This is a genomic window from Halorientalis brevis (assembly GCF_023077655.1).
The window spans coordinates 166,325-190,235 of sequence record NZ_JALLGV010000005.1 but is presented as its reverse complement, the minus strand read 5'-3'; the positions used below and the strand labels follow the sequence as shown (position 1 = coordinate 190,235).

The 23,911-nt window shown below is 62.6% G+C and carries 27 protein-coding genes; 12 read left to right on the top strand and 15 right to left on the bottom strand.

The genetic code is table 11. From position 1 onward, the window contains the following. From MU553_RS12885 to MU553_RS12875, 3 genes are all read right to left on the bottom strand, one after another. Positions 1 to 180 carry a YMGG-like glycine zipper-containing protein gene (locus tag MU553_RS12885; RefSeq protein WP_247378412.1) on the bottom strand — a complete coding sequence of 60 codons (180 nt, stop codon included), beginning with the start codon at positions 178 to 180 and terminating at the stop codon, positions 1 to 3. Between the two features lie 66 nt (positions 181 to 246). Further along, entirely contained in the window at positions 247 to 615 is a 369-nt protein-coding gene (gene glnK1 / locus MU553_RS12880; protein ID WP_247378411.1) for a nitrogen regulatory protein GlnK1, read from the bottom strand. 41 nt (positions 616 to 656) lie between these two features. Further along, a complete protein-coding gene (locus MU553_RS12875; protein WP_247378410.1) occupies positions 657 to 1,013 on the bottom strand; it encodes a winged helix-turn-helix transcriptional regulator in 357 nt (118 codons plus the stop codon). A 132-nt stretch (positions 1,014 to 1,145) separates the two neighbouring features. Between MU553_RS12875 and MU553_RS12870 the strand changes: the two genes are divergently transcribed. Both MU553_RS12870 and MU553_RS12865 read left to right on the top strand, forming a co-directional pair. Beyond that, a complete protein-coding gene (locus MU553_RS12870) occupies positions 1,146 to 1,682 on the top strand; it encodes a VOC family protein (protein ID WP_247378409.1) in 537 nt (178 codons plus the stop codon). Then, positions 1,679 to 2,266, top strand: coding sequence for a flavin reductase family protein (locus MU553_RS12865; protein WP_247378408.1), 588 nt, complete (start codon positions 1,679 to 1,681; stop codon positions 2,264 to 2,266). Before MU553_RS12870 ends, MU553_RS12865 begins: the two co-directional genes overlap by 4 nt. Positions 2,267 to 2,281: 15 nt before the next feature. Here MU553_RS12865 and MU553_RS12860 read toward each other — a convergent pair whose 3' ends face one another. Beyond that, complete coding sequence (locus tag MU553_RS12860) at positions 2,282 to 3,358, bottom strand: phosphotransferase family protein (RefSeq protein WP_247378407.1); 1,077 nt, start codon at positions 3,356 to 3,358, stop codon at positions 2,282 to 2,284. Between the two features lie 153 nt (positions 3,359 to 3,511). Here MU553_RS12860 and MU553_RS12855 point away from each other — a divergent pair, with 153 nt between their 5' ends. Next, entirely contained in the window at positions 3,512 to 4,726 is a 1,215-nt protein-coding gene (locus MU553_RS12855) for an acyl-CoA dehydrogenase family protein (RefSeq protein ID WP_247378406.1), read from the top strand. A 177-nt stretch (positions 4,727 to 4,903) separates the two neighbouring features. On the opposite strand, the gene MU553_RS12850 is transcribed toward MU553_RS12855, so the two are convergent. After that, positions 4,904 to 5,122 carry a hypothetical protein gene (locus MU553_RS12850; RefSeq protein WP_247378405.1) on the bottom strand — a complete coding sequence of 73 codons (219 nt, stop codon included), beginning with the start codon at positions 5,120 to 5,122 and terminating at the stop codon, positions 4,904 to 4,906. A gap of 162 nt (positions 5,123 to 5,284) precedes the next feature. On the opposite strand from MU553_RS12850, the gene MU553_RS12845 reads away from it, so the two are divergent. Further along, a complete protein-coding gene (locus MU553_RS12845) occupies positions 5,285 to 6,934 on the top strand; it encodes a rhomboid family intramembrane serine protease (RefSeq protein ID WP_247378404.1) in 1,650 nt (549 codons plus the stop codon). On the opposite strand, the gene MU553_RS12840 is transcribed toward MU553_RS12845, so the two are convergent. Then, positions 6,935 to 7,558 carry an METTL5 family protein gene (locus MU553_RS12840; RefSeq protein WP_247378403.1) on the bottom strand — a complete coding sequence of 208 codons (624 nt, stop codon included), beginning with the start codon at positions 7,556 to 7,558 and terminating at the stop codon, positions 6,935 to 6,937. It lies immediately after the preceding gene. A gap of 175 nt (positions 7,559 to 7,733) precedes the next feature. Here MU553_RS12840 and MU553_RS12835 point away from each other — a divergent pair, with 175 nt between their 5' ends. Next, positions 7,734 to 8,099 (top strand): DUF4112 domain-containing protein, encoded by a 366-nt coding sequence (locus MU553_RS12835; protein ID WP_247378402.1) that lies wholly within the window; start codon positions 7,734 to 7,736, stop codon positions 8,097 to 8,099. A 28-nt stretch (positions 8,100 to 8,127) separates the two neighbouring features. On the opposite strand, the gene MU553_RS12830 is transcribed toward MU553_RS12835, so the two are convergent. The 4 genes from MU553_RS12830 to MU553_RS12815 form a co-directional block, all read right to left on the bottom strand. After that, entirely contained in the window at positions 8,128 to 9,213 is a 1,086-nt protein-coding gene (locus MU553_RS12830; protein ID WP_247378401.1) for a hypothetical protein, read from the bottom strand. 143 nt (positions 9,214 to 9,356) lie between these two features. Then, a complete protein-coding gene (locus MU553_RS12825; RefSeq protein ID WP_247378400.1) occupies positions 9,357 to 10,175 on the bottom strand; it encodes a DUF7537 family lipoprotein in 819 nt (272 codons plus the stop codon). A gap of 66 nt (positions 10,176 to 10,241) precedes the next feature. Beyond that, on the bottom strand, positions 10,242 to 11,294 hold the full coding sequence (gene dph2 / locus MU553_RS12820; RefSeq protein ID WP_247378399.1) for a diphthamide biosynthesis enzyme Dph2: 1,053 nt from the start codon (positions 11,292 to 11,294) through the stop codon (positions 10,242 to 10,244). Between the two features lie 60 nt (positions 11,295 to 11,354). Continuing rightward, positions 11,355 to 12,779 carry a M61 metallopeptidase family protein gene (locus tag MU553_RS12815; protein WP_247378398.1) on the bottom strand — a complete coding sequence of 475 codons (1,425 nt, stop codon included), beginning with the start codon at positions 12,777 to 12,779 and terminating at the stop codon, positions 11,355 to 11,357. Positions 12,780 to 12,952: 173 nt separating this feature from the next. On the opposite strand from MU553_RS12815, the gene MU553_RS12810 reads away from it, so the two are divergent. The 7 genes from MU553_RS12810 to MU553_RS12780 all read left to right on the top strand — a co-directional run bounded on the left by MU553_RS12810 (position 12,953) and on the right by MU553_RS12780 (position 19,891). Further along, the gene (locus tag MU553_RS12810; protein ID WP_247378397.1) at positions 12,953 to 13,339 is read left to right on the top strand and encodes a YlbF/YmcA family competence regulator; all 387 of its coding nucleotides are present in this window, start codon (positions 12,953 to 12,955) and stop codon (positions 13,337 to 13,339) included. A gap of 70 nt (positions 13,340 to 13,409) precedes the next feature. After that, positions 13,410 to 14,099 (top strand): histidine kinase N-terminal 7TM domain-containing protein, encoded by a 690-nt coding sequence (locus MU553_RS12805; protein WP_247378396.1) that lies wholly within the window; start codon positions 13,410 to 13,412, stop codon positions 14,097 to 14,099. A gap of 44 nt (positions 14,100 to 14,143) precedes the next feature. After that, a complete protein-coding gene (locus MU553_RS12800; protein WP_247378395.1) occupies positions 14,144 to 14,977 on the top strand; it encodes an MBL fold metallo-hydrolase in 834 nt (277 codons plus the stop codon). A gap of 154 nt (positions 14,978 to 15,131) precedes the next feature. Beyond that, complete coding sequence (locus tag MU553_RS12795) at positions 15,132 to 16,376, top strand: ELKS/Rab6-interacting/CAST family protein (protein WP_247378394.1); 1,245 nt, start codon at positions 15,132 to 15,134, stop codon at positions 16,374 to 16,376. Positions 16,377 to 16,435: 59 nt separating this feature from the next. Further along, positions 16,436 to 17,335: a phosphoribosyltransferase HisG-related protein gene (locus MU553_RS12790; RefSeq protein WP_247378393.1), complete on the top strand. Its 900-nt coding sequence runs from the start codon at positions 16,436 to 16,438 to the stop codon at positions 17,333 to 17,335. 40 nt (positions 17,336 to 17,375) lie between these two features. Next, complete coding sequence (locus MU553_RS12785) at positions 17,376 to 18,716, top strand: cytochrome P450 (protein ID WP_247378392.1); 1,341 nt, start codon at positions 17,376 to 17,378, stop codon at positions 18,714 to 18,716. 212 nt (positions 18,717 to 18,928) lie between these two features. Continuing rightward, entirely contained in the window at positions 18,929 to 19,891 is a 963-nt protein-coding gene (locus MU553_RS12780) for a hypothetical protein (RefSeq protein ID WP_247378391.1), read from the top strand. 2,099 nt (positions 19,892 to 21,990) lie between these two features. Here the strand turns inward: MU553_RS12780 and MU553_RS12775 are convergent. The 5 genes from MU553_RS12775 to MU553_RS12755 form a co-directional block, all read right to left on the bottom strand. Continuing rightward, the gene (locus tag MU553_RS12775; protein WP_247378390.1) at positions 21,991 to 22,227 is read right to left on the bottom strand and encodes a hypothetical protein; all 237 of its coding nucleotides are present in this window, start codon (positions 22,225 to 22,227) and stop codon (positions 21,991 to 21,993) included. Continuing rightward, a complete protein-coding gene (locus tag MU553_RS12770) occupies positions 22,224 to 22,415 on the bottom strand; it encodes a hypothetical protein (RefSeq protein WP_247378389.1) in 192 nt (63 codons plus the stop codon). The genes MU553_RS12775 and MU553_RS12770 overlap by 4 nt, the downstream gene beginning before the upstream one ends. A gap of 193 nt (positions 22,416 to 22,608) precedes the next feature. Continuing rightward, positions 22,609 to 22,830, bottom strand: coding sequence for a hypothetical protein (locus MU553_RS12765; RefSeq protein WP_247378388.1), 222 nt, complete (start codon positions 22,828 to 22,830; stop codon positions 22,609 to 22,611). After that, positions 22,823 to 23,440: a hypothetical protein gene (locus MU553_RS12760; RefSeq protein WP_247378387.1), complete on the bottom strand. Its 618-nt coding sequence runs from the start codon at positions 23,438 to 23,440 to the stop codon at positions 22,823 to 22,825. Before MU553_RS12760 ends, MU553_RS12765 begins: the two co-directional genes overlap by 8 nt. A 78-nt stretch (positions 23,441 to 23,518) precedes the next feature. Beyond that, positions 23,519 to 23,728 carry a ribbon-helix-helix domain-containing protein gene (locus MU553_RS12755; protein WP_247378386.1) on the bottom strand — a complete coding sequence of 70 codons (210 nt, stop codon included), beginning with the start codon at positions 23,726 to 23,728 and terminating at the stop codon, positions 23,519 to 23,521. Positions 23,729 to 23,911 lie beyond the last annotated feature (183 nt).

Sequence of the window (23,911 nt, the reverse complement as noted above, 5' to 3'; positions counted from 1 at the left end):
TCAGCACTCGCGTTTCTTCTCGAACTTGTCGCGGGCGTCGCCGGCGAGGAATCCGAACGCTCCGCCGAACCCTGCACCGACGCCGGCACCGACCGGTCCGAGCGGACTGCCCGCGATCGCACCGACCGTCGCCCCGGTTGCCGCACCCTTCCTGGCGTGTTTGTGTTTCCGACAGCGCATAGCACTCTCACTAGGGAAGCCCGTGTCATAAACTCTCATTGCGCCTCGATTGAACTGTCGGACGGCTCACACGGCGTCGGGGCCGCGGTTGCCAGTCCGTATCTGGATGGCGTCGGCCACGTCGATGATGAAAATCCGTCCATCACCGGGGTCTCCCGTGTAGGCGGCCTCGCGGATGGCGTCGGCGACGTCCGCAGCGGGGACGTCCGCGACGACGCACTCGACCTGAATTTTCTCGTGGAGGTCGACCGTGTACTCCTCTCCCCGCCACTGACCGGTTTTCGCGGGCTGGCTGCCGCGCCCGCGGACGTTCGAGACCGTCAGTGATGGAGCGCCCGCCTCCCGCAGCGCCTCCTTGACGTCCTCGAGTTTCTCCGGGCGGATCATCGCTTTGACCAGTCGAATTTCGCTCTCACCGGTGTGGTGTTCATCCATACAAGAGCGGGGAGACCGATCGGAAAAAGCGTGCGGGTGGCTCAGTCTGCGGTCGCCGGTTCGGCGTCGGCCTCGACGTCTTCTCCGAGCCAGTCTTCGGCCCACTGTTCGATCTCCTGGAACACGGGACAGAGTGATTCGCCCTTCTCTGTCAGCCGGTAGTACGTCGCAACAGGCGCGTCTTCCTCCATGCGACGGGTGACGAAGCCCATCTCCTGGAGGTCGTCGAGCACGCGCGAGAGCGTGCGGGAACTCGCGTCCGTCGACCGCTTGAGTTCGTTGAACCGCTTCTCGGTCCCGTGGAGGTCGTGGAGGATGACGAGGCGCCACTGCGAGCCGATCTGTTCGAGCGACTCGACGATCGGACAGGCGCCCTCGTTTCTGGTCTCGGCGGACATCGGTGTAACCTGGTTACATGAACGTCCGGGAAACGGTATATAGGTTCGGGTTCGAACCAGGTAACACAGTGAAACCGGGCTGCCGACGTTCCGGTGAGCCCGGGTTCTGACACGCTACCGCATCCATTCCCAATGTCCGACACACCACCGCTCACTGGCTTGCATCACGTGACGAACATCTGCACCGACGTGGACCGCACTCGGGAGTTCTACGAGGTGGTGCTGGGCTGGCACACCGTCAAGCGGACGGAGAACTACGACGATCCCGGGACGCTCCACTACTACTTCTCACCGACGCCCGCCGGTGAACCGGGAACCGTCGTGACGTACTTCGAGTATCCCGGCCATCAGGGCCGCCCGGGCGGGGGCGCAAGCCATCATTTCGCCATGGGCGTTCCCGACAGGGAGGCGCTGGCGGCGTGGCGCGAACACCTCGTGGAAAACGGCGTCCGCGTCTCTCGCATCCAGGACCGGACCTACTTCGAGAGTATTTACTTCACCGACCCGGACGGACTGGTCATGGAAATCGCCACGCAGGGTCCCGGATTCACTGTGAACGAGGACGATCCTGGAAGCGAGTTCATCGACGCACCGGACGCACAGACGACCGCCGTCGGAACGACGGGAGTCTCGGACGTAGATGGAGACGACGACACGGGTGACGAATGAAGATCGACCCCGAGACGCACGACCGGTCCCTGTATCGCACGATGACCGGTGCGGTCGTTCCCCGGCCGATCGGCTGGATCTCGACGACCAGCGAGGACGGCGTCGACAACCTCGCGCCCTACAGTTTCTTCAACGTAGTCACTGCTGATCCGCCGATCCTGATGTTCGCGCCCGCGAGCGGCACAGGCACCCTGAAGGACTCGGCGCGGAACGTCCTCGACACCGGCGAGTTCGTCCACAACGTCGTGACCGCGGATCTCGTGGAGGATATGAACGCCACCAGCGCGACGCTCCCACCTGAAGAGAGCGAGTTCGACCACGCCGACGTCGAGCGCGCGCCGTCCGAGAAGGTCGCGCCGCCCCGCGTCGCCGCCGCCGACCTCGCGTTCGAGTGTGAACTGTACGACGCCGTCGACATCGGCATCTCGACGCTCGTCCTCGGCGAGGTCGTGATGGTCCACGCCGACGACGCAGTCACGACTGCGGGGAAAGTCGACGTCGAGAAGGTCGACGCAGTCGGACGGCTCGCCGGAAACTGGTACGCCGACGCGAACGACCGCTTCCGGCTGGAACGGCCGGAGTGAAAACGAGCGTGTCTCTTACAGCGGTTCCTCGCCGTCGATGATCCGTTGCGCCCGGTCGGCCAGTGCGGGAACGCCCTCGCGCATCTTCGGGTAGAGCGGATCGTCGCTGTTCCCTTCCAGGTGCCGCCGGAAGAACATCTCTCCGAGGCCGGCGAGCTTGTACACCGCGAGCGTCCGATAGAACCGTTCGTGCTCGAACTCGATGCCGGTCCGTTCCTCGTAGCGCTCGACCAGTTCCTGTCGCGTCAGGTACCCGTCCTGGGTCATGAACGTCGCCGACAGTGACGACGTCGAGGCCGGCGGGTCGGGGTCTTTCTCGTCCCACCAGTACGAGAGCAGCCACCCCAGGTCGGTCAGCGGGTCGCCGAGGGTCGCCATCTCCCAGTCGAAGATGCTGACGATCTCCGGCGGGGTACCGGGACCGTACATCACGTTGTCGAGTTTGTAGTCGCCGTGCACCAGCGTGTGCGGATGATCCTCGGGCGCGTTCTCCTGGAGCCACTCCATCACGTCGTACAGCACCGGCACTTCGCGCTCCTCGGCGGTGACCGAGAACGCCCACGTGAGCTGTTCGCTCCAGCGCTTGACCTGGCGCTGGGTGAACCCTTCGGGGTACCCGAACTCGTCGAGTCCGATCGCCTCGTAGTCGACCTGGTGAATCTCCGCCAGCCGGTCGATTAGTTGCTCGCCGACCTGTCGGCGGGCGTCGGGACTCCCGAAGCGATCCGGTTCCGCCCCGCGCAGGACGCTCCCCTCGGCCCGCTCCATGACGTAGAAGTCGGACCCGATGACGTCGTGGTCGTCACACGCGGCGACGGTCACGGGGACGCGAACGTCCGTGTCCTGGAGCGCGTCGATGACGGTGTACTCCCGGAGCACGTCGTGGGCCTTCTCCGCCGTTTCTCCTGGCGGCGGTCGTCTGATGACCAGTTCATCGCTCCCCCAGGTGACGAACAGCGTCTCGTTGGAGTGTCCCTCCTGGTGGTGTTCGACCTCGAACTCGTCTGCTGCACCGAGTTGGGCTTCGAGATAGGAAGCCAACGCGTCCTCGTCGACGATCCGATCGAAGTACTCGTCGCTGCCTTCGGTCATGCCTCTCGCCTCCGTCTCGCAGCGTGATCGACCCTCGTAGCTAACATTGTTAGACCAGTATGGCCTTCACCTATGAATAAGTGGGGGTATCAGTGAACGCTGCTCGTGTCGAGCAGGGGGTTGTTTTACAATGTTTCGTTCTCAAGGAGAGGTATGGTCGTCGAGTACGAAGATTCGGACACTGCACAGGGACTGCGAGAGAGCGCCAGGGAGTTCATGGACGAAGTAGTACTCCCCGTCGAGCGGGAATACCTCGGCGAGGGAACCGTCCCGATGGACGTCATCGAGGACCTCTTCGACGAAGCGCGGGAGTATGGCGTGTTCTGCCCCCAGATCGAAGAGGAGTACGGCGGTGGCGGCTACGACTTCCGCGACGTGTTGCCGCTGTTCGAGGAGGCCGGCCGGAGCGTGCTCGGACAGATGGCGATGCGCGTCGACGCGCCCGACGAGGGGAACATGCACACCCTCGAACTCGTTGGCACCGAGGAACAGAAAGAGAAGTGGCTGAAGCCCCTCGTGGCCGGTGAGATTCGCTCCGGGTTCTCGATGACCGAGCCGATGCAGGGTGCCGGCTCCGACCCCAAGATGATGCAGACGACCGCAGAGAAGGACGGCGACGAGTGGGTCATCAACGGGCACAAGTGGTGGACCACGCAGGGCGTCGAAGTCGACCTGCTCCTCGTGATGGCCCGCACCGACATGGACGCCCATCCCTACGAGGGAACGTCGATCATCCTGGTGCCGGCCGACGCCGACGGCGTCGAGATCGCCAACGCGACGCCCCACCTCGGCCAGGACCTCGTGCCCGAGAGCCACGCCGAGATCGAGTACAACGACGTGCGCGTCCCCGAGGAGAACCTGCTCGGCGCCGAGAACGCCGGTTTCATGATCGCCCAGCAGCGCCTCGGCCCCGCCCGACTCACCCACTGCATGCGCTTCTCGGGGATGGCCGACCGGGCGCTGGACGTGGCGAAAGCCTACATGCACGAGCGCGACGCGTTCGGCGAGTCGCTCGAAGACAAACAGGCCCAGCGGTTCCGCCTGGCCGAACAGGAGACCCAGTTGCACGCCGCGCGAACGATGGTTCGCCACGCTGCCGAGAAGATCGCCCGCGGCGAGGAGGCCCGCATCGAAGTGGCCATGTCGAAGTACTTCACCGCCAACGTCGTCCAGGAGACCATCGACTTCGCGCTCCAGGCCTGCGGCGGTGCCGGCATCTCCCAGCACCTCCCGCTGGCCGACTTCTATAAGGCGAACCGCGCGTTCCGGATCGTCGACGGCGCCGACGAAGTTCACAAACGGTCGATCGCCCGCGCAGCCTTCGAGGACGTCCCCGAAGCGGAACTGGCGAACCTCCCGCGGTTCTAAAGTACCTTTTTTGCGTTCGGGTGCGCTCCGCGCACCTCTCACGCAAAAAATCTACGCTAAAAAAGCTGCTGGCTCGGCCGAAGGCCTCGCCAGCAGTGAACCGGCGCGCAAGCGCGCCGGATGCTTGCGACTGACTCGGTTGGAATCGGAGAGAAACTCGCCCAGCGCAGTTCGGTATCAGCTCGCCGACGCCGAGCCCCGCCAGTTGTACAGCGCGATGCCGATCCCCAGTCCCACGAGCCCACAGACGAGCGTGGTGACGACCGATAGCAGCACCGTCGGCGCGGCCTGTACCCCGAGAAACGTCCCACCCACCAGTCCGATCCCGAACGGAACCTGCAGCAGCAGCCATCCCTGGAACTCCTCGTGCGCTGGTCCGGGAACCTGAACTCGCATTAGTTCATCATGTGAGCGCTCGGGTATAAGCAGGGGTGACTCCCTGTGCACGCGGCATTGGGTTCGAAGCCGACGGCCGTCGGATCGGGTCTGGACGTCTGCGTCGACCGGGGCCACAGTCAATAAGGACTATACCGGAGCGCCCCGCCGATGTGGATAACGATGGGGGCGTTGCAATTTGTCGTCGGACCGGCGTGGTTGCCAGTCTGGCCGATGCTCGTTTGCTCCGGCGTTCTCCTGTCGCTCGGCATCGCGCTCCGGATCGCACGGCCCCAGGGCGCGTGGGGACGACGCCTCCGGTCTCGGTTCTTCCTCGGGATTCCGTGGGGGTCGCTGCTGACCCTCGTCGGCGTCGGCGGGGTCTACCTGTTCCTCCAGGGCGGCCTCGCCCATCCGCGACGGCCCCTGGTCATTCCGTTTCGCGCGTGGTCGTACTTCTACCCCTTTGGCATCGTGACCGCGCCGTTCACGCACGCTGGCCTCGCACACGTGACGGGAAATCTGATGGGGACGCTCGCGTTCGCTCCAATCGCCGAGTACGCCTGGAGTCACTTCCCGACCGCCCGCGGGAGCCAGTCGTTCAGTGGGTGGCGCGCCAATCCGTTCGTCCGCATCCTGGTGTTCCCCGTCGTGGTGTTCGTCGTCGGCCTGCTCACCGGCGTCTTCGCCGTCGGCCCGGTCATCGGGTTCTCGGGCGTCGTCTTCGCGTTCGCCGGGTTCGCACTCGTTTCGTATCCCATCACGACCGTCGTCGCGCTCTCCGGAATGCAGGTGTTGAATCTCGTCTACCGGGCGATGCTGAATCCGGTCACGACCGCACAGGCCGGCCCGGGGGGATTCAGTGCACCCTGGTGGTCACAGATCGCGATCCAGGGCCACGCGCTCGGGCTGTTGCTCGGTGTGTTGCTCGGCGCGTACGTCGCGTACCGGCGCGACCGCACGCCGACGGCCGGTCGACTGTGGATCGCGACGGTGATCTTCGTGGTCGCACAGTCGCTGTGGGCCGTCTACTGGTTCCGCGGGGGCGGCAAGTACGTTCTCTTCCGGGCGGTGGGGGCGTTCCTCGTCTTCCTCCTCGCGGCGCTCGTGACGGCGGCGGTGACTGCGTCGAGCCGAACGCTGGTCGGACCCATCGACCTCCGGAGCCGCGAGGCTGCGATCGGCCTCCTGATCTCGGTCACGCTCGCGATCAGCGTGGCTGCCGTGCCGGTCAACCTCGTGACCGTCTCCGAGGAACCGTTCGACGCCAGCGTGGACGTCGAGGACTACACCGTCACCTACGCCGAAGACGTCGAGGACCAGTACGTCTCCGCGTTCGACGTCTCGTTGCTCGGCGAGACGACCGACCTCAACACGAGCGGCGTCATCGTCGTCAGCGAGCGCCGAAGCATCTTCCAGACGGTCGTCTCGAAGACCAGACTCGCGTACAACGGCCGTGCCAGGGTCGTCGTCGGCGGTCCCGGTTGGCGGGAGACGGTCGTCGTCAATCGCACAGGCTGGCAGGCGGCCGGGAACAGCAGCGTCTACAAGGTCTTCCTGAACCCGTCCGACGGTGACCGCCGGCTCGCCTTCCAGTCCAAAGCAACGACCATCGAACCGCGCATCGCCGGCCGCCGAATCCTCATCCAGCCGACCGCGACGTCGTTCAACTTCACCGTGATCGACGAGAATCAGACGGTCGGAACGACGGCGGTGCCGGCTCCCGGCGCGAACGTCACTGCTGGCGGGCTGCGATTCAACAGGACGGACAAGAGCGTGTTCGTCGAACGAAAGGGCACCAAAGTGCGCGTCGCCAGAAAAGAGCGCAGTTGATCAGGCCCACTCGATTCGGAACACTTCCGCGTCGATCGTCCGCCGGGCTTCGGTGTGGTGGTCGTACTGATGCGGGAGATCGAATTCGGCCCGGAACGCGTGTGTCACCTCGCCGCCGTTGTCGGCCGCGAATGATTCGACGAATTCGTCGCTCCCAGCGTTGTGGATCGAGTACGACACGTCCGCGATCTCGGCCGTCGTGGCCAGGAACGCTCGATCGGCGTGTTCGTTGCCCGACTGTGCGCCGAACGGCGGGTTCATGACGACGGTCGTCTCTCCGTCGGGACAGAGCGACGCTCGCGTCGCGTCCGCCCGCACCCACTCGACGTCAGTGGCCGTCGCGACTTTGCGCTCGTTGTCGCGGGCCGTCCGTAACGGCGCCGGATCGACGTCAAGGCCGACGACGTGTGTCGGTCCCCGAAGGGCGGCCCCCAGCGCGAGCATGCCCGTCCCACAGCCGAGGTCGAGGACCGTCCGATCCTCGACGTCTCCCTGGAGATCAGCTGTGTGAACCAGATGCGCTGCCAGCTCCGGTGGCGTCCGGTACTGTTCCAGGGAGACGTCCGGGTCCTCGAAGCCGGCAACGATCGCTAATCGCTGTGCCAGTGCGCTCTTCGTACTCATGGCTCTCCCCTCCACGTCCGCTCTCGCTGCCGATCGACGCTCCCGGTCATCTCCCCCGATGATACACGCCATTCATTCAAAAATGTTTGTATATGACCCAAGGTTATTCCACACTCCCTCCTGACAGCGTGGGGAGGCGAGTCACTCTTTTTGACGTCCAGACGGACTGGTGAGTATGCCTGCTGCAACGGAATCGCGAGAGCGAACTGGCCAGCATCCCTCGCTCGAACGCGCACGCTCGGTCAGTCAGGCACTCGACAATTCGATCGAGCTTCCCGTCGTCAACTACCGGATCGGTCTCGATCCCATCCTCGGTATTCTCCCCGTGGCCGGCGATTCGGTCTCGTTAGTGCTCTCGCTCTACGTCGTCTTCGAGGCGATCCGGGTCGGCGCGTCAGCGAGGCTTGTCGCACTCATGCTCGCGCTACTGGCGATCGACTTCGTCGTCGGGTCGATTCCCGTGTTCGGGACGCTGTTCGACGCCGTCTGGAAGGCTAACGTCTGGAACGTCCGACTCCTGGAGCGCCACCTCGACTCCTAAAAAAAGAGGGGGTCAGTGGGTGTGACAGTCAGTACCCGTCGTCGTTCTCGTCCTCGTCGTCATCGTCATCGTCGTCGTAGCCACCGTCTCCGGGTTGCTCTTCAGGCGGCCCGTACGCGGTCGCGTTCGCCGGCACGTCTTCGACCCAATCGGGTTGTTCGACGGAGTCAACGCCGAGTTCTTCGAGGGTGAAGCTGTACTCGGTTTCGCTGCCGTACTCGTCGGAGTCGACGCTCACGTCGGCCGAGTGGACGACTCCCGTTTCGTCGACCAGGAGCGTGACCTCGCCGGTGAAGTTGCCTTCAGCCTCGTCGTCGATCTCGACCGGTGCGGTCAGCGTGTACGCCGTCCTGTCGTCGATGGTCGTCTCGTTCTCGACGGTGAAGTTCTCGGTGACCTTGTCGAGGAACAACACCGCGTATCCGGGCACCGGCATTTCACCGGGACCCATTCCGTGGTGCATGCCCATACCCATCTGCATGCCCATGCCGTCGTTCATCTGGCGACCGTCGTCGTGGGGGCCGTAACTACCATCGTTCATGTGCGGCCCGTCACCGCGATGTGGGCCCTGTCGGTCGTCGCCCATGTGCGGGCCGTATTCGCCATTCTCACCGTGAGGACCGTAGCGACCGTCGGTCTCGTTCCCGTTATCTTCGGATGGACCTGCGAACTCCGGTGGTCCACGTCGGTACACCCGGTACGTGGTATTGTCGTCCCTGACGATCCGCACGATCTTCTGTGACTCGTTCGCCCACACGCCGATGTCGTAGTCGAGTCCGATGACCGTGAACGTCGTCGTCGCCGAGACGTTCTCGTTGTCCGGAGTGCCAGCCGTCTCCGTCTCGGCGGTCAGGAACTCCGAGTCGTTAAGTACGACGTCGAGACTCTCACTCGTCTGATACCCCTCGTCGAGGAGACCTTCCCTGTGCGCTTGATATAGCGCTGTCGTGTTTACCGACCCGTTCTCGTAGACCCCTGGTGCGAGCTCGCCCGTCTCGTCAGTTTGATTCTCCGCTGCCTGTGTTCCCGCAGCAGTCGCTGCTCCCGCCGTGGCTGGCGCCGCAACCACGACCAGCGTAATTGCTACTGCGAGAAGTGTGTGGTTTCGTGCCACGGCGTGACTTTCCACGCGCACGGAAGTATGAACTATTGCGACCTTGTTGTGCCTTGGCGCGACCTTCTCTCTGGTTCCGTTCGTCTGTCCAGAGACGCTCCACAACCGGGGAGAGAACGACTCGCTGATCCAATGCCAGGTACTTAGCGCGTGGTTGGTCGCGGGCCGGCGGGCGGCGTCCGAACGGTGGCGTTCGCTGGGATCTCCGAGAGCCAGTCCGGGGGCTGGACGGTGTTGACACCGAGTTGCTGGAGGTCGTACCTCGTTTCGACGACCTGTCCGCTCCCCTGTTGTCCGCTGACGATGGTCAGCGACCGGATGACGCCCTGCTCGTCGACGATCATGGTCACGTCGGTTTGCGGGGTCGTTCCGTTTCCGCCGATCGTCGCTGTGAGTGTCGTCCGGCGCTGTGCGTCCGTGCCGGTCGTGTTCTCGACGGTGAAGGTACGGGCTGCCTCACCGAAGACGGTGAGCGTGGCGCGGGAGATCGGTGGGACGGACTGGGACTGCACCCGCTCGCGGACCTGGTAGGATTCGTTGCCGTCGGCCTCCATCCGAACGAGCGTGTTGGTCTCGTTGACGTACACGTCGGCGGTGACGTTCTGGCGTCCGGCGGCCGAGCGGTGCTGTTGGACCACCACTCTCGAGAGGTTCGACGTGGCCCTGACCTGCTGGCCGCTGGCGACGACGACGGAGTCGTTGGCGCGCGACGTGACGGTCGTCTCTGTGAGAAAGCCCTGCTCGCGAAGCTGCGAGCGGTGTGCGACGAGCAATCGCGTGACGTTCACCGAGTCGTTCGCGTACACGCCCGGGGCGAGTTCCCCAGTTTCGGGCTCGCCCTGCCCGAACGGATTGACAGGGTCGCCCGTTGTCGCGAGTACCGCCGCCGCTCCGACGATCGCGAGCACCACGACGACGCCACCGACGAGCGCCAGCCTGGTACGACGGGTAGTTCGATCCACACGAACGTTTCACTCCGCGTGAACGTAGGAGATTTTGCCGGACAGTTCCCCGGCGATACCCCGTCGCTACCAGGTTCCGTGGAAGGTATCGAAGGAGAGTTCCTCCATCGGTTTCTGACCGGTGGCGATTTCGTACTCACCGGGGGTGAGCATCGGCTGTTTGAACTGCGGGCCGTCGTCGGTCGTGATCCGCGGACAACCAGTGTTGACGTAGGCGTCGAACCCGAAGTTCGTCAGCCGATCGGGCGTCACCTCGTCCATCGTGACCAGGTACGCGTCGTCGTTGTTCTCGATGATCTCCTGGGCCTGTTCCCAGCGACCCTGGCCGATCTTGGTGCAGAAGATGACGCCCCAGTTCTCGGCGTCCATCGCCTTGTGGACCGAGGCGTAGCGCTGCTTGAGGAACTTCTCGGGGTCGGCGATGGTGACGACGTTGTTGACCGGATCGGCGATGACGACGTGTTTGTCCGGGTGCTCCATCGCGAGGCCGAGCGGGTGGAACTTCCCGCCGCCGACGTAGAGGATCTGATCGGCGTCCACGTCCGCGCTGGCGTAGTTACAGCCAAGGACCTGCCCTTCGTGGGTGAGGCGGTCGTCGCCCCGGCGCGTGTGGACCTCGTAGCCGCGCTCTTCGAGCCACTCGCGCATGTCCTCGAACTTGTTCATGTGCTGGGCCGTCGTCACCAGACCGACCGCTGGCTCCTCGTCCGGATCGGCGAGTTCCGCGAGGGACTCCTCCATGATCGGCGTGACTTCCACGTTGGAGAACAGCGGGACGTAGATGATCTTCTCCGACTCCTTCATCGGGCTGTGCCCGAAGTGGACGAACACGTCGGTCCGCCGCATCAGATAGGTGTCCAGATCACAGGCCCCGTAGCAGGGCTGGCCCGAGGTCATCACGGTCACGTCGTCCGGGAGATGCTCCCGGAGGTCGTCGGTGACGGCTTTCGCACGGCGTTTCAGTCCCTCGGGGAACTGGAGCCCGACTGTCTCTGCGTCGCGTTCGCTGACGGCGTCGACGATGCGGTCGAGTTCGTAATCCCACTCGCGGTCGTGTTTGAGCGACATCCCCGTGTTGCGGAGGTCCCCCTCGGAGTACTCCGACCGGTCCTGACTCATTTGACTCCTGTATCGGCTCGGCGCGTAAAACGGCGACGTTTTTCCCTACGGGCTGGACAGTCAGGAAACCCGTGGCGGACGGGACCGAAGGGCGTCCGGGTCGAACCGCCGAAGGAACGTGTACAGCGGCACGCTGGCGACGATGCTGAACGCGGTCGCGACGACGAAGAAGACGAGTGCGCTCCCGCCTCTCTGCATCGTCTCCTCGATGGGCGCGAACGGTCCCGCGCGTTCGGAGTCGTGATCGTAGAAACTCGCGACGGGCCGCGTCCCCGCGACGTATCGGTCGAGCCAGGCGTCCATCGAGTGGCCGGCGACTGCTGCCACGATCCGTTTGAAATCGGTGTAGCTCACCGTCCCCTCGTGTTCGTTCAGACGGCGGAACACGTCCTCGAGCGAGCGCTCACCGTCCGTCGAGGCGCGGACGTTCTCATCGACGAGCGCGAGGACGCGCGCCCCTTTTCGATAGGGGACGCGGGAGTTGTCCCAGGTCGAACTGTCGGTCAGCGCGGCGTCGATCCCGCGGCCGTCGATGTGGTCGTGTAGCTCCTGTTCGCTGGCCAGCCCCTGTTCGTACGCGAGCCGCGCGGCGTAGTACTCCGCGCTGGCCTCGCGGAACCACTGCATGTCGTCGGCGAGCCGGAACGACTGCCGGGTGTGAACGTACTCGTGCAGCCAGACGCTGTTCGGGGTGTCGACGGGCTCGTTCGCCGACACCCACCCTTCGTCACGGATCGGGAACGACTCACCGCCGCGTCGGGCCGGGTCCGGCAGCGCCAGCAACAGGACCTCGTCGTCGCGGTCGCCGACGGCCAACTGGCGCGACGCAGTCGCGAGTACTGACAACAGGCGGTCCCGGTCCGGGTCGAGTTCCGTCCCCGTCGGCGAGACGAGGCGTATCCGCTGGCCGTCGACCGTCCTCGTCCGTTCAGTCGTCTCGCCCAGGAGCGCGTACCGATCGCCGTAGATCCCGACGCTGTCGTCTTCCAGGGCACCCACGGGTTCTCCCAGGGGCCGTGCGTGCCGGACGGTCGAGGAACCGACTGCCCGCCACTGGACCTGCACGAACGGGACGCTGCCGAGCGACCAGTCCTCCCCGTTGAAAGACTCGCCCGACTCGGTGCCGCCGGCGGTCCCCGTCCGTCCCGTTTCGACGACGAGGCGGACGCGGTCCGACTCACCGGTCCAGGCGAGTCTGGTCCGCTGACCGCGAGCTTCGGATTCGAGACCCGTGGCCGTCACGACGCGGCCGCTGCTGCCGACGAAGACCGTGAGTCGTTCGAGTCCGGCCGTCGACGCCATCGTGAGTTCGTAGCGAATCCGGTCACTGTCCGCTAGCTGCGAGACGTTCACCGCAGTTTCGGGACCGTCGCCGCCGAGGGCCGTCGCGTTGGTTCCGGCCGGCTCTGCCGCCCCGAGTCCAGTGAGTATCGGACTCGATACTGAAAGAGAGACGAGCACGACCACCAGCATTCCACTCTTCATGGCGGATAGTCTGATCTTACTTACCGGATCCCGACCAGACAATATATTCCTATCTCTCAAATTATCTAAACTGATAGCTGGAGTGAAATCAACATTTCGGAGCGGGAACGAAAACGGGGGTCGGACTGGATCGTTCGGCAGGTTAAAACGGATGAAACCCCAACGGGTGTCTAATGAGTCTCGAATCGGAGTCCCCCGAGTCGACGGTGACGGAACTCAGTCGCGAACTCGGCGCGGCGATCGCCGACCTTCCCGCGTACCAGACCTTCGCAGAAGCGAAAGAAGCAGTCGAGCAGAGCGAAGAAGCTCAGGAGAAGATCCAAGACTTCGAGCAGTTCCGCGAAGAGTTCATGCTCGCCCGCCAGACCGGAGAGGCGACCCAGGAGGACCTGCGCGAACTGCAGTCCAAACAGGAAGCGCTCCACGACATCCCGGTGATGTCGGAGTTCCTCCAGGCCCAGAACGAACTCGAACTCCGCCTGCAGGAGATCAACGAAGAGATCTCCGAGCCGCTGGTGATCGACTTCGGAGAGAAGGCCGGCGGCTGTTGTGAGGACTGAGACGGCGGCTCGGCGAGGGTATTAAACCCCCGTACGTTCTATCAGGCGAACAGAGTTAGTGATCCGATAGATGGCGCTCGCGTTCAACGTCTACACCGTCCCGCTGTTCGTCGCTGCAGCGATTTCGCTCGTCCTTTTGCTGGTGACGCTTCCGCAGCGCGGTCGTCCGGGCGCGTGGCCGATGATCGGATTCCTGGGCGCGATCGTCGTCTGGACCGTCTCTTACGGGCTGATGCTCGGCACCGGTTCGCCGGTACAGCGTCTCTTCTGGCACAACCTTCGGTTCGTCGGACCGACGCTGACGACGCTGGCGATCTTCGTCTTCGCCCTGGAGTACACTGGTCGGTCCGAACTCGTGACGACGCGGCACGTACTGCTGTTGGCGGTCGTGCCGATCCTGACGAATCTGCTCGTCTGGACGAACCAGTTCCACCACCTCGTTCGTGCGACGACCACCGTCGTCGAGCCCGCGGGCAACGTCGTCCGACTGGCGTTCACCTGGGGACCGTGGTACTATCTGCACGTGGTGTACTCCTACCTGCTGGCCATCGGGTCGATGGCGCTGTTCGTCGAGAAGTTCCTTCGGCTCGGTGAATCGACCACGGCCGTCAAGCAGGCGCGCACGATGTTCTACGCGACGATCGCACCGCTGTTCGGCAACCTCGTCTACCTGCTGGGTATCACGGAGGTCGATTTCGCGCCGTTCGGGTTCACTCTGAGCGCCGTCCTCATCGTCACGGCGATCGCGATCTACTCCTGACTGGGTGCGTAACGCTCTTTTCCCTGCCCGGACCACCTCGCGCTATGGCAATTCACAGCGACTGGGGCGACTGGCTTCCGACGGCCGTCGCCGACGCGAGTCCCGACGGCGTTGCGCTCTGGTATCTGGGCTGTAACGGGTTCGTCCTGAAGGCGAGCGACGGCACGACGCTCTTCGTCGATCCGTATCTCGGCACTGGCGACCCGCCGCGTACCGTTCGCATGATCCCGGTTCCGTTCGAACCGGGGGACGTCCAGGAGGCGGACGCCGTGTTCGCCACGCACGAACACTCCGATCACGTTCACGGGGCGAGTCAGGCACCGATACTCGCCGAAACCGGCGCCGACTACGTCGGGCCGGACGACTCCCTCGCGATCGCCGAGACCGAAGGCTGGACAGACGAGTGGGCCGTCGAGGACGACCAGTTCGCGGAAATCACGGAGGGCGACACCCTCGCGATCGGCTCGTTTACCGTTCACGTCGAACCGGCGAACGACCCCGACGCGACGCACCCGGTGTCGTACGTCTTCGAACACGACGCCGGCACCTTCTTCCACGGCGGCGACGCCAGGCCCGGCGCGCCGTTCGAGGCCATCGGTCGTGACTACGACATCGACCTCGGGGTCCTCGCGTACGGAACCGACGGGATGATCCCGGACAAGCAGACCCGGGAGCCGAAGTACACCAAGTGGTACAGCGACGAAAACGAGATCTGCGAAGCGGCCCGCCAGCTCCAACTCGACCGACTCCTCCCCACCCACTGGGACATGTGGAAAGGCCTCACCGCCGATCCGACTGCGCTCCACGACCACTGCCGAAGCTTCGAGTACCCGAACCGGCTGGAAATCGTCGAGATCGGCGACCGCGTCGACCTCTGACCCGGCGCTTCCGCCGATTCTCAGCGGTGCGTCGCCTTCTGTCGATTCTCTGGTCTGTCGCGGTTTCCGAGGAGTTGATTTCGTGTGGTGGGGGTTGCCGAAGAAAGAAAAACGGTACGTAGCTTTAATATCATTGGTAAACGGACTTGTAAGCATGAGCGAATCGGAGAGTTACGAGGAGGTCACCGTCGCCTCTAACGGGATCACCGTCATCAAGACGTTCGAGGCGGACGCCTTCCCGGTCCCGGCGATCGCATTCCGCATCAAGTCGGACCGAACCGAGGCGGTGACGGTCCGAATCGTCGACGACGTGCCAGAAAACGTGGCCGTCGAAGACCTCGGCTTCCATCCCGAGTACGGAAGCGAGTTCTGGACCATCGAAGACGACGTGATTACCTTCGAGCGAGAGATCGAATCGGAAGAACAGTACACGACCGTGTACGGGATTCGCGCCACCGGGACGGACAACGTCGAGCAGTTCCTCACCGAACCGGACGTCGCTGACGTGGATCCGCCGCTGGAGGACGAAGACGGCGTCGTGGGTGGGAGCGGGAGCGACGTCGTTCGCGACGTCATCTCTGGCAACACTGATTCTGTCCCGGGGTTAGACGACGAGGAGACCGACGAAGACATCGGTACTCTCGATCTGACTGATCCGAACGCCGAAGAACAGAACGGGGAAGCTGATACTAACGGGGAAGTCGAGGAAGACGACGAAGAGGAGGCCGAGTCCGACGCCGAAGCGGATACGGACGACGAAGACGAAACGGACGAGGCAGACGCCGAGACAGCGGAGACCGAAGACGACAGTGCCGAGCAGTCCACGGCAGCGACGAACGGCTCCGCCCCAGCCGTCGAGAGCGTCGCGTCGGCGCTCGCGACGGAGATTCGCAACGGCGAGGTGTCCGACGACGACCTCGACGTCCTCCGGGACGAACTGGATCTGGACGGCGCCAGTGAGAACGGGGCCGAAGACGCGCGGATCCAGAAGCTTCAGACCGACGTTGCCGACCTGGAAGCGTACACGGACGCGCTCGAAGAGTTCCTCGAAGAGAACGGGACCGGCGCTGACCTCATCGACGACGTCCAGTCGGGGCTCGACGACGTCCAGTCGAAGCTCGACGGGCTCGAATCGGACATCAGCGACAACTCCGAGCAGGTCGATTCGCTCGACGACAGCGTCGGGGGCATTCGAGACGACCTCCAGTCGCTGAAAGGCGACATCAAGGACCTCGACGACGACCTCGAGGACGTCCAGGAGACGATGACCGATCTGGAAGACGATATGGCGGACGTCGACGACGTGGCGTCCCAGGTCGACGAACTCGACAGCGAAATCGAGGAGCTCAAAGAGTGGCGCGAACAGCTCAGTAACGTGCTCGGTGCGACGGACGGGTAAGACACCAGACGCATCGGAAACCGGACCCGTTTTACTTCCTGCTCGTTTGCGTACCCATAATGACCACTGTGCGCGTCGCCGTGCCGCGGAAAGGGCGCCCACTCGAGGCCGTCCTCGAACGGCTCGCCAGCGCCACCGGCACGGCCGACCTCGCCGACGAGATCATCTCGACGCTCCAGTACGAGAAAGCCATCACCAAGGGGAAACAGACGGCGACGGCCGACGTGTACGACCGCCTCGCCGACTACAGCGACATCGACGAACGCGGCGCACCCGAGTACAGTCTGCTCCGCGACGACCGGCAGGGCATGCCCCGTCGGATCGTCTTCGACAGCGTCACCATCCCCGTTGGAGACATCGACATCCAGTTGATCGGCCGTGAAGAGCCGTTTCGGGCCCTCCGCAAGCACGAATTCGCGCTCGGCTTCGACAGCGCCGATCTCGTCCTCGAAGAGGTCGTCGGACTCCAGCCGGAGCCGCTGACGTCTCTGGCGGACGTCAACGAGCGGATCGACCCGCTGGACACCGACGTGCGCGTCGTCTCGGGCCTCGGTGACACCGTCTGGCACACGTTGCTGGCCACGCCGGAGACGACCGATCAACTCGACGAGGACCTCACACGCTCGTTCATCGAGGCCTACGACGGAACGCTCTGCATCTCACCGCGGTACGAGCGGTTGGTCGAGGCAGTTCTCGGCACGCGTGCGATCGAAGACGTCTCGTTCACGTACCCCGATCCCGGCACGACCGAAGAAGCAGCGATCGCCGAGACGGGGATCGGCGTTTATCTGACCGTCACTGGCTCGACGGCACACGATCACGGCCTGGAACTCGGCGAACAGTTGTTCCCGAGTGAGACCGTCCTCCTGGAAAATACGGCGGAGGGAAGCGACGCCGTCGAGGAAGCGACGGACGTCATCGTCGGCGCTGATCTGGAGACCCAGCTGGCGTCGTCCTGAGCGGGGCGTTTTTTTGTGACGTTACCGAACTGTTCGGACGATGGGAGAGAACCATCCCTCGGGGGAGCCGCCGGGGCCACGCCAGTGGCCGGTGGTGGGGAACACCCTGCAGTTCGCACGTGCGCCGTTCGCGTTTCGCGAGTACTGTGCAGCGACGTACGGTGACGTCGTGGCACTCGAAATCGCGGGCGACCAGAGCTACATGGTGACAGACCCCGGCGCCGTTCGCCAGGTACTGGTCACCAAGCACGACTCGTTTCGGAAGGGCGACGAACTCCAGCGGCGGTTGTCCAGCCTCCTCGGCGACGGGTTGTTGCTCAGTGAAGGCGCGTTCTGGCAACGCCAGCGGCAGTTGATACAGCCGATGTTCTATCGGGAGCGTCTGGCGACGTACACGGACATGATTACGGGGTACGCCGATCGGCTCACTGACGACTGGGCGGACGGGGATCGCCGTGACGTTCAGTCGGACATGGTCGACGTGACGCTCCAGGTGCTCGCGAAGGCCCTGTTCGACGAAGACATTCACGGCGAGCGGTCGGTCATCGGCGAGGCGGCGGACGTCATCGTCGACAAGTTCGACCTCGCACGAGTGTCGACGTATCTGCCCGAGTGGACGCCCACGCCGACGAACGTGCGATATCGACGGGCGATTGCGGAGTTGGAGTCGCTCATCGCAGAGATGATTACCGCGCGGCGTAACGCCGACCAGCCGCCCGACGATCTGCTCACTCGTCTCATCGAGGCAGGAGACGACGACGAGCGAGCGATGTCGGACGAGACGCTCCGCGACGAGGTGATGACGTTCCTGCTCGCTGGTCACGAGACGACGGCCCTCGTGTTGACGTATTCGCTCTATCTGCTCGGAACGAACCCGGCGACCCAGCGTCGGGTACAGGCGGAACTCGACGCCGAACTCGCTGGCACGCACCCGACGATGGCCGACCTCCCAGACCTGGCGTACACGGAGCGCGTCATCAGGGAGTCGATGCGTCTGTATCCTCCGATCCACACGTTGCTTCGGGAACCGACCGAGCCTGTGGAGATTGGTGGGTACAGGATTCCAGCGGGGGCACTCGTCTCGACGCCGCAGTGGGTCGTCCACCACGACGCGCGCTGGTACGACGATCCCTGGCAGTTCGACCCGGACCGGTGGCATGACTCGAAACACCCGGATCGGCCGGAGTTCGCGTACTTCCCTTTCGGGGGAGGCCCGCGGCGCTGTATCGGAGAACAGTTCGCGACGATCGAAGCCCAACTGGTACTCGCGACCATCCTCCAGGAGTTCACCGTCGAGGTCCCGAACGATGACCTCTCACTCGCCGCCTCGCTCACGACGCGCCCACGAAGCCCCATCGAGGCCATCGTTCACGAGCGATAGTCGCTTTCACTTTTCGCTGCCTGGAGGGTCAGCAAAGATTACTACTGGCTCCTGTAGTCCGAGCGCTCTGATCGTGACAATACTCCTAACGTTGCTACTGTCACCCTCGGCCGACCTGGGCCACACCTCCGGCGAGTTGCGAACGACAGAAATCGTTCACGAGAAGTGGACATGACGATGTAATTATTACATTGTAATTATATAATCTAATCATGACAGATGGTATGTCTCGACGGCAGATGGTCCGTTCTACCGTTACCACGGTTACTGCGGGCATCGCTGGAGGGGTGGCGGGCTGTACGGGGCTCCTCGAATCAGATGGCGACGGGTCGGACGGGGCGGACGGAACAACCACATCCCACACCAGAAACGGTGCATCGTCGGACGGATCTTCGATCCCGCTCGAATACACTCGGTGGCTCTACGCCCCGACGACGAGCGGTCGCGATGCATACTATCCGTTCCTGTTTTCTCACGATACCGCTCTCCAGGCGAATAAGCAACGTTTGGGCGAGACCTACCAGCGGTTCGCAGGCAGAGAGATTTCGTTCCCCTTGCTCGACATGGATCTCTCCTACAATAGCGTGGATGCTACACTCAGTTTCCCCAGCGTTGGCAGGTACTTTGAAGGGTCGTTTGCCCCAGGAGAGGTTCGAAGCGAACTTGAGGAGTTGCGGTACGAGCGTATCGGCGAGAAGGCCGAATTCACTGTGTACCGAGACGATGTCGGAAAGGAGATTGCAATTACGGACGGTGCAGCCGCCGCTGCACGAACGGAGGGAATCGTCACCGCCATTATCGAAGCGGGAACGGGGGGCGGCAAACAGTACGTGGACGCCAACTCGGATCTGTCAACGCTCACCGAGACACTCGGGACGGCGACGCTCGTATTCGGCCAGACACAGCCGATGGTCCAGGGAACCAATGTTAACGACGGACAGTTCGCGGGCGTCGTCGCTACCGGGGCGACTCTCGACCTCTTCGCGGACGGGGTCGAGATGCAGTTCGTCTTCGTTTTCGAGGACGGGGACGCCGTTGAACGTAACGCCGTCGAAAGCTGGGCCGAGCAAACCGACCAGACCGACGCACTCGATGACAGGTCTGTTTCCCGGACTGGCCGGACTGTCGTCATCACCGGAACCGGAAAGGCGGAAGACACGAGTCTTGGTGTCTGAGTCGCTCACCGGTCCCGCTGTAGTGGGGGAGTGGACGGCGCGCTCGTCAGTAGGGACGACCTCAAACGGCAGTCAGAACGGTGAGAGATTCTATATCTCGTGAACGTTTTCACCGGCATTCGCAACGACACTTCTCCAATTCGATATAGCGATATATGATTTATCTGTTCGGCACCAGACGGCCAGTTTAATAAATTTACTACTATATGGGTAAATAATTACCAGAAAAACGGACTCAAACTCCCAGAATCACCGATGTGGGCGATCGACGACCGAGAACCCATCATCTTTTCTGGTGAACCAACTGGCTCACCGACAACACTGTAGGAAGGTGTGTCCAGAAAGCCTGTCTGAGGGATTCATCGGGGTTCCCAGCGTCGTCACCCCACGATACGAACCGGACCAGAGACCACTTGCAGTGGTGCCCAGAGCGCACGAGTATGGCATATATCGGTTTTCGCAGCTGGCATCGGATTCTGCTGAGATACTTGCGCTGAGACAGTGGGCTGCCAGAGCCACCCCTGAAGATGAGGCTGAATGGCCTGTTACGGACTCTCTCAACTCTTTGCCACCTCGACCCCGTCACTGAGTCTCTGCAGTGGCTATGACCCTCTATTCCGACGCCTTTCTCCAACCCAGATTTGAGTCGACGTGAATACGTGACCTGACGTGAGGACCGTATAGCTGCAAACAGTTGGTCGCGGTGAGGTATCTCTCCGTGCTCCAGTGGTGGGGAGAGGCCACGATCCTGAAGCCTCTGTTCATCAACTGGGGAGCTATTCGATGAACCGTCTTGGTAGCTGCGCTGCGTCGATTGCTATCCGGGTTTCGTCTCTGACGACAGCCCCCATCGCGGGCTTCGAGGGCTCGTCGACAGAGTGGAGTGAACCGAACTGCCATCCCTACAGCCCCCTCCCCTCCGTTGAGCGCTCTCTCACAGGTGCAATTGCCTTCCGTCCGGCCTCTGTCGCTGAAAACGACCACTCTGAACTGCACTGATTCTGTCGGACGGCTCAAACCGCTGTGATCGAAGCAAGACTGCGAACGTGACTCAAGAGACCCACTGACTTCTCAATTCTGCCAGATCTATCTAAGGTAGCAACGTCGCTTCTATCGACTCTGTGTGGCTGTGAGATCGTTGGACCCCTTCAGAGGGGGAATCTTACAGTGCATGCGGAATTCAGTGTGTGCGAGAAAAACCAGAGATGTCGCTAGCCCATCGTCAGCGTGATCCCCTACCGAGAGGGTCAGTGAATTCGTGTCCCATTCAGGCCCGTTACAGCCACTCTCGAATCTATCTATGCTGTCTGCACGGCATCCCAGGTAGACGAGGCGAAACTCAAAGACGATCCTCGGGACCTTCTCGAAGCGGGAGTGCCGATACAGACGCCCACATCCACCGTGAATAACCCTGAAATAGGACAGTCACCTGGGAGAAACGCACTCTACCATCATCCTAATCGAATCGTGAGGCTGAGTGATACGACTCCAATATGATTTTTGCGTCCTCAAGTTTCCCGTCGGGGCTCTCTGTTCACGGAACGGTTCGTCAACAGTCCATCAGTGTTCTTCCCGACGCACCTTTCGGGGTCTTCGTTAGCTGTGGCTTCTCCTGGAACGGCAGACGATGGTTTTCTCTCTTCTGCTCTGCGTCGGGGGTTCAATCTCCAATGGTGAATCAACTAATCTGTTCCATGGATAGCGCGTGTCGTCGCGGTCGGCCAGAACGTTGTGGGGTCTACTTCTCTCCAGAGTTTTGTTTTCGCTGAGACTGTGACTCGATCGTCCCCTGATGGCAAGCGGTTTCGATCGCTTTAGCAACGTGTCGATCTCGACTGTGATCTCGTTGCAATTGGCCGGTCTTTGCGAGCCCTGTTTCTGGGCTCGAACCCTTGGGGTCAGGCCCGAAAAAAGCCGTTCCAAGCAGAGGGGGCATTCACCAGTGATCGATAGCCTAGTCTATCTCACTCCCGAATCATATTTACATTTGTATCGAACAGAACTCCGTTGCCGGGTCTAGTAATCTGAATATGTATGTCTGGACTGCCGATATAGGGCATCAGCAACACAAATAAGATAGTTTATTTTGACTTGTGGACTCATGGCTTGGTAGACTGAGGGGATGGCCCCGTTTCTGGGGTGGTCGTGCTCGATGCTGGTTGCCAGGCGAGATCACCGAGTCTCGCACCGACGACAGTAGCCGATACCTCGCTCTGGACGGCTGCCTTTGCCGCGGTGGTGACCGCGACGTTCTCCGAAAACGGCCCGTACTCTCTGACGCCGGCCAGGTCGTCGTGGTCGATCAACACGCGATAGCGTGCGATTTGACGAGTCACGTGTTCGCGCACCTCCGCAACGTCAGGTAGATCGCGGCCAGTTCATCCTTCCGCATCCGGTAGCCAGGAGTGATGTCTCCCGGATTGTAGCCCGAGAGATGCAGCGAACGACGTATCAACTCGGCGCGACCGATAAAGCCGGTCACGTAGTCGATTCGCTGCTCAAGCGGCCAATCGTCGAAATTCATCGGCCACTCGCTGCCCGGCTTCGAACCTGTAAACCGCTCTTCGCTATATCCTCTGGTCACGCTGTGGCCTCCTGATAGCGTGTCTCACCGCAACCGTTGCACTGAATGACGTCGTCACCAACGAGGTCCGACGTGTCCGGGTCTGGCGAGTGGCGCGTTTTCCGGCCGCAATTGTCGCAGAAAGCGTGAATCGTCACGCTGTGCCCACCTCCGACAAGTCGCGCTGGTCGTCGGCGAGATTGCGGCCCTCGTCGGGCTGAATCTCGTTGTAGTCGCCGGCCCACTCGCCCAGCTTCTCGCGGACGGCGTCGACGCGCTCGGTCAGCGTCTCGATGTCCGGCGCGGAGACCTTGCACTTCTGCGTGTCGTCACCACGCTTCAGCTTCACCGTGTAGTTGAAAGCGTCGTCAGACATGGCCTCCCTCCGAGAAGGCTTCATCACTGAGCGCCTGTAGCTGGTCGACGAGCCAGTCCGCAGGACCGGGACACTCGCGCTTCAGCCGGAATGGGTCGTAGTCTGCGAGCGGCCGCCCACCGGGCGAGAACAGTACGTAGAGCGTTTGCGGGCTTTTGAACCCGGCCATCTTCAGCCGCGGGTGATCTTCCGGTTGCACACGGACGGCGAGCGCATCGTAGGCCGTCGCGCCGTCGGGATCGCTGACCTTCCCGGACGCGACCGGGAACTCGTCGGCGACGAGCTCGAAAAACTCAGCCTGGCCGCCGTCGGTGACGATCTCCTCGCCACGGTCGATGTCCGGGCCGTCGTCGTTGACGTTCCAGCCGTTCTGAAACACGACTTCGCCGCCACTGGCCTTTTCGGCGTCCGCGACGGTCTGGTACGTGGATCGCACCGGTTTGTTCGTCTGCTCGTCCTCCTCGAAGGCTTCGCGCCGCCACTCGATGACGATGGTTCCGCTCGGGAACTGTGCGCCGACAGCCGTCACGGTCTCCTCGTTGGCCTCGTCACGAGACCGGTCGGGATCGCGCCGGATGTAGAGCGGTCGAAGTGACTCGATACCGCTCATGGATCATCACCGCCGTCGTTACCCTTTTCCTCGCCGCTGCCATCGTCGCTCGTGGGGGCCTGCGCTGCACTGGACATGTTAGGCGGCTCCCGCGTCACGTTCCACACTGCTGTTCTCGTCCTTACATAGCACCGCGTCCGGTTCATCGAATGGCGAGTCTAACGCCTGGCGAATTAGGTGACGGACGTACTCAGAATACTGCATGTCGTGTTTTTGGGCCTCTGCTTGGATCTCTTCGTCCATCTCCATTGGCATCGAAATGGACACCGACAGGCTTCTCTGTGCCATTGCATTAGCAATCAATTAACCACGAGCAAATATATTTTACGCAACCTAGTGTGTTTGCTTGCAACCGATCCAGTTGCTATCCACAGGAATATTGTCCCTTGGTTAATTAATTAACAACATGAGATACTCCGGGGACTGGATGGTATTGCTGGATGATCGAATATTGGAACATCTGCATGGGAC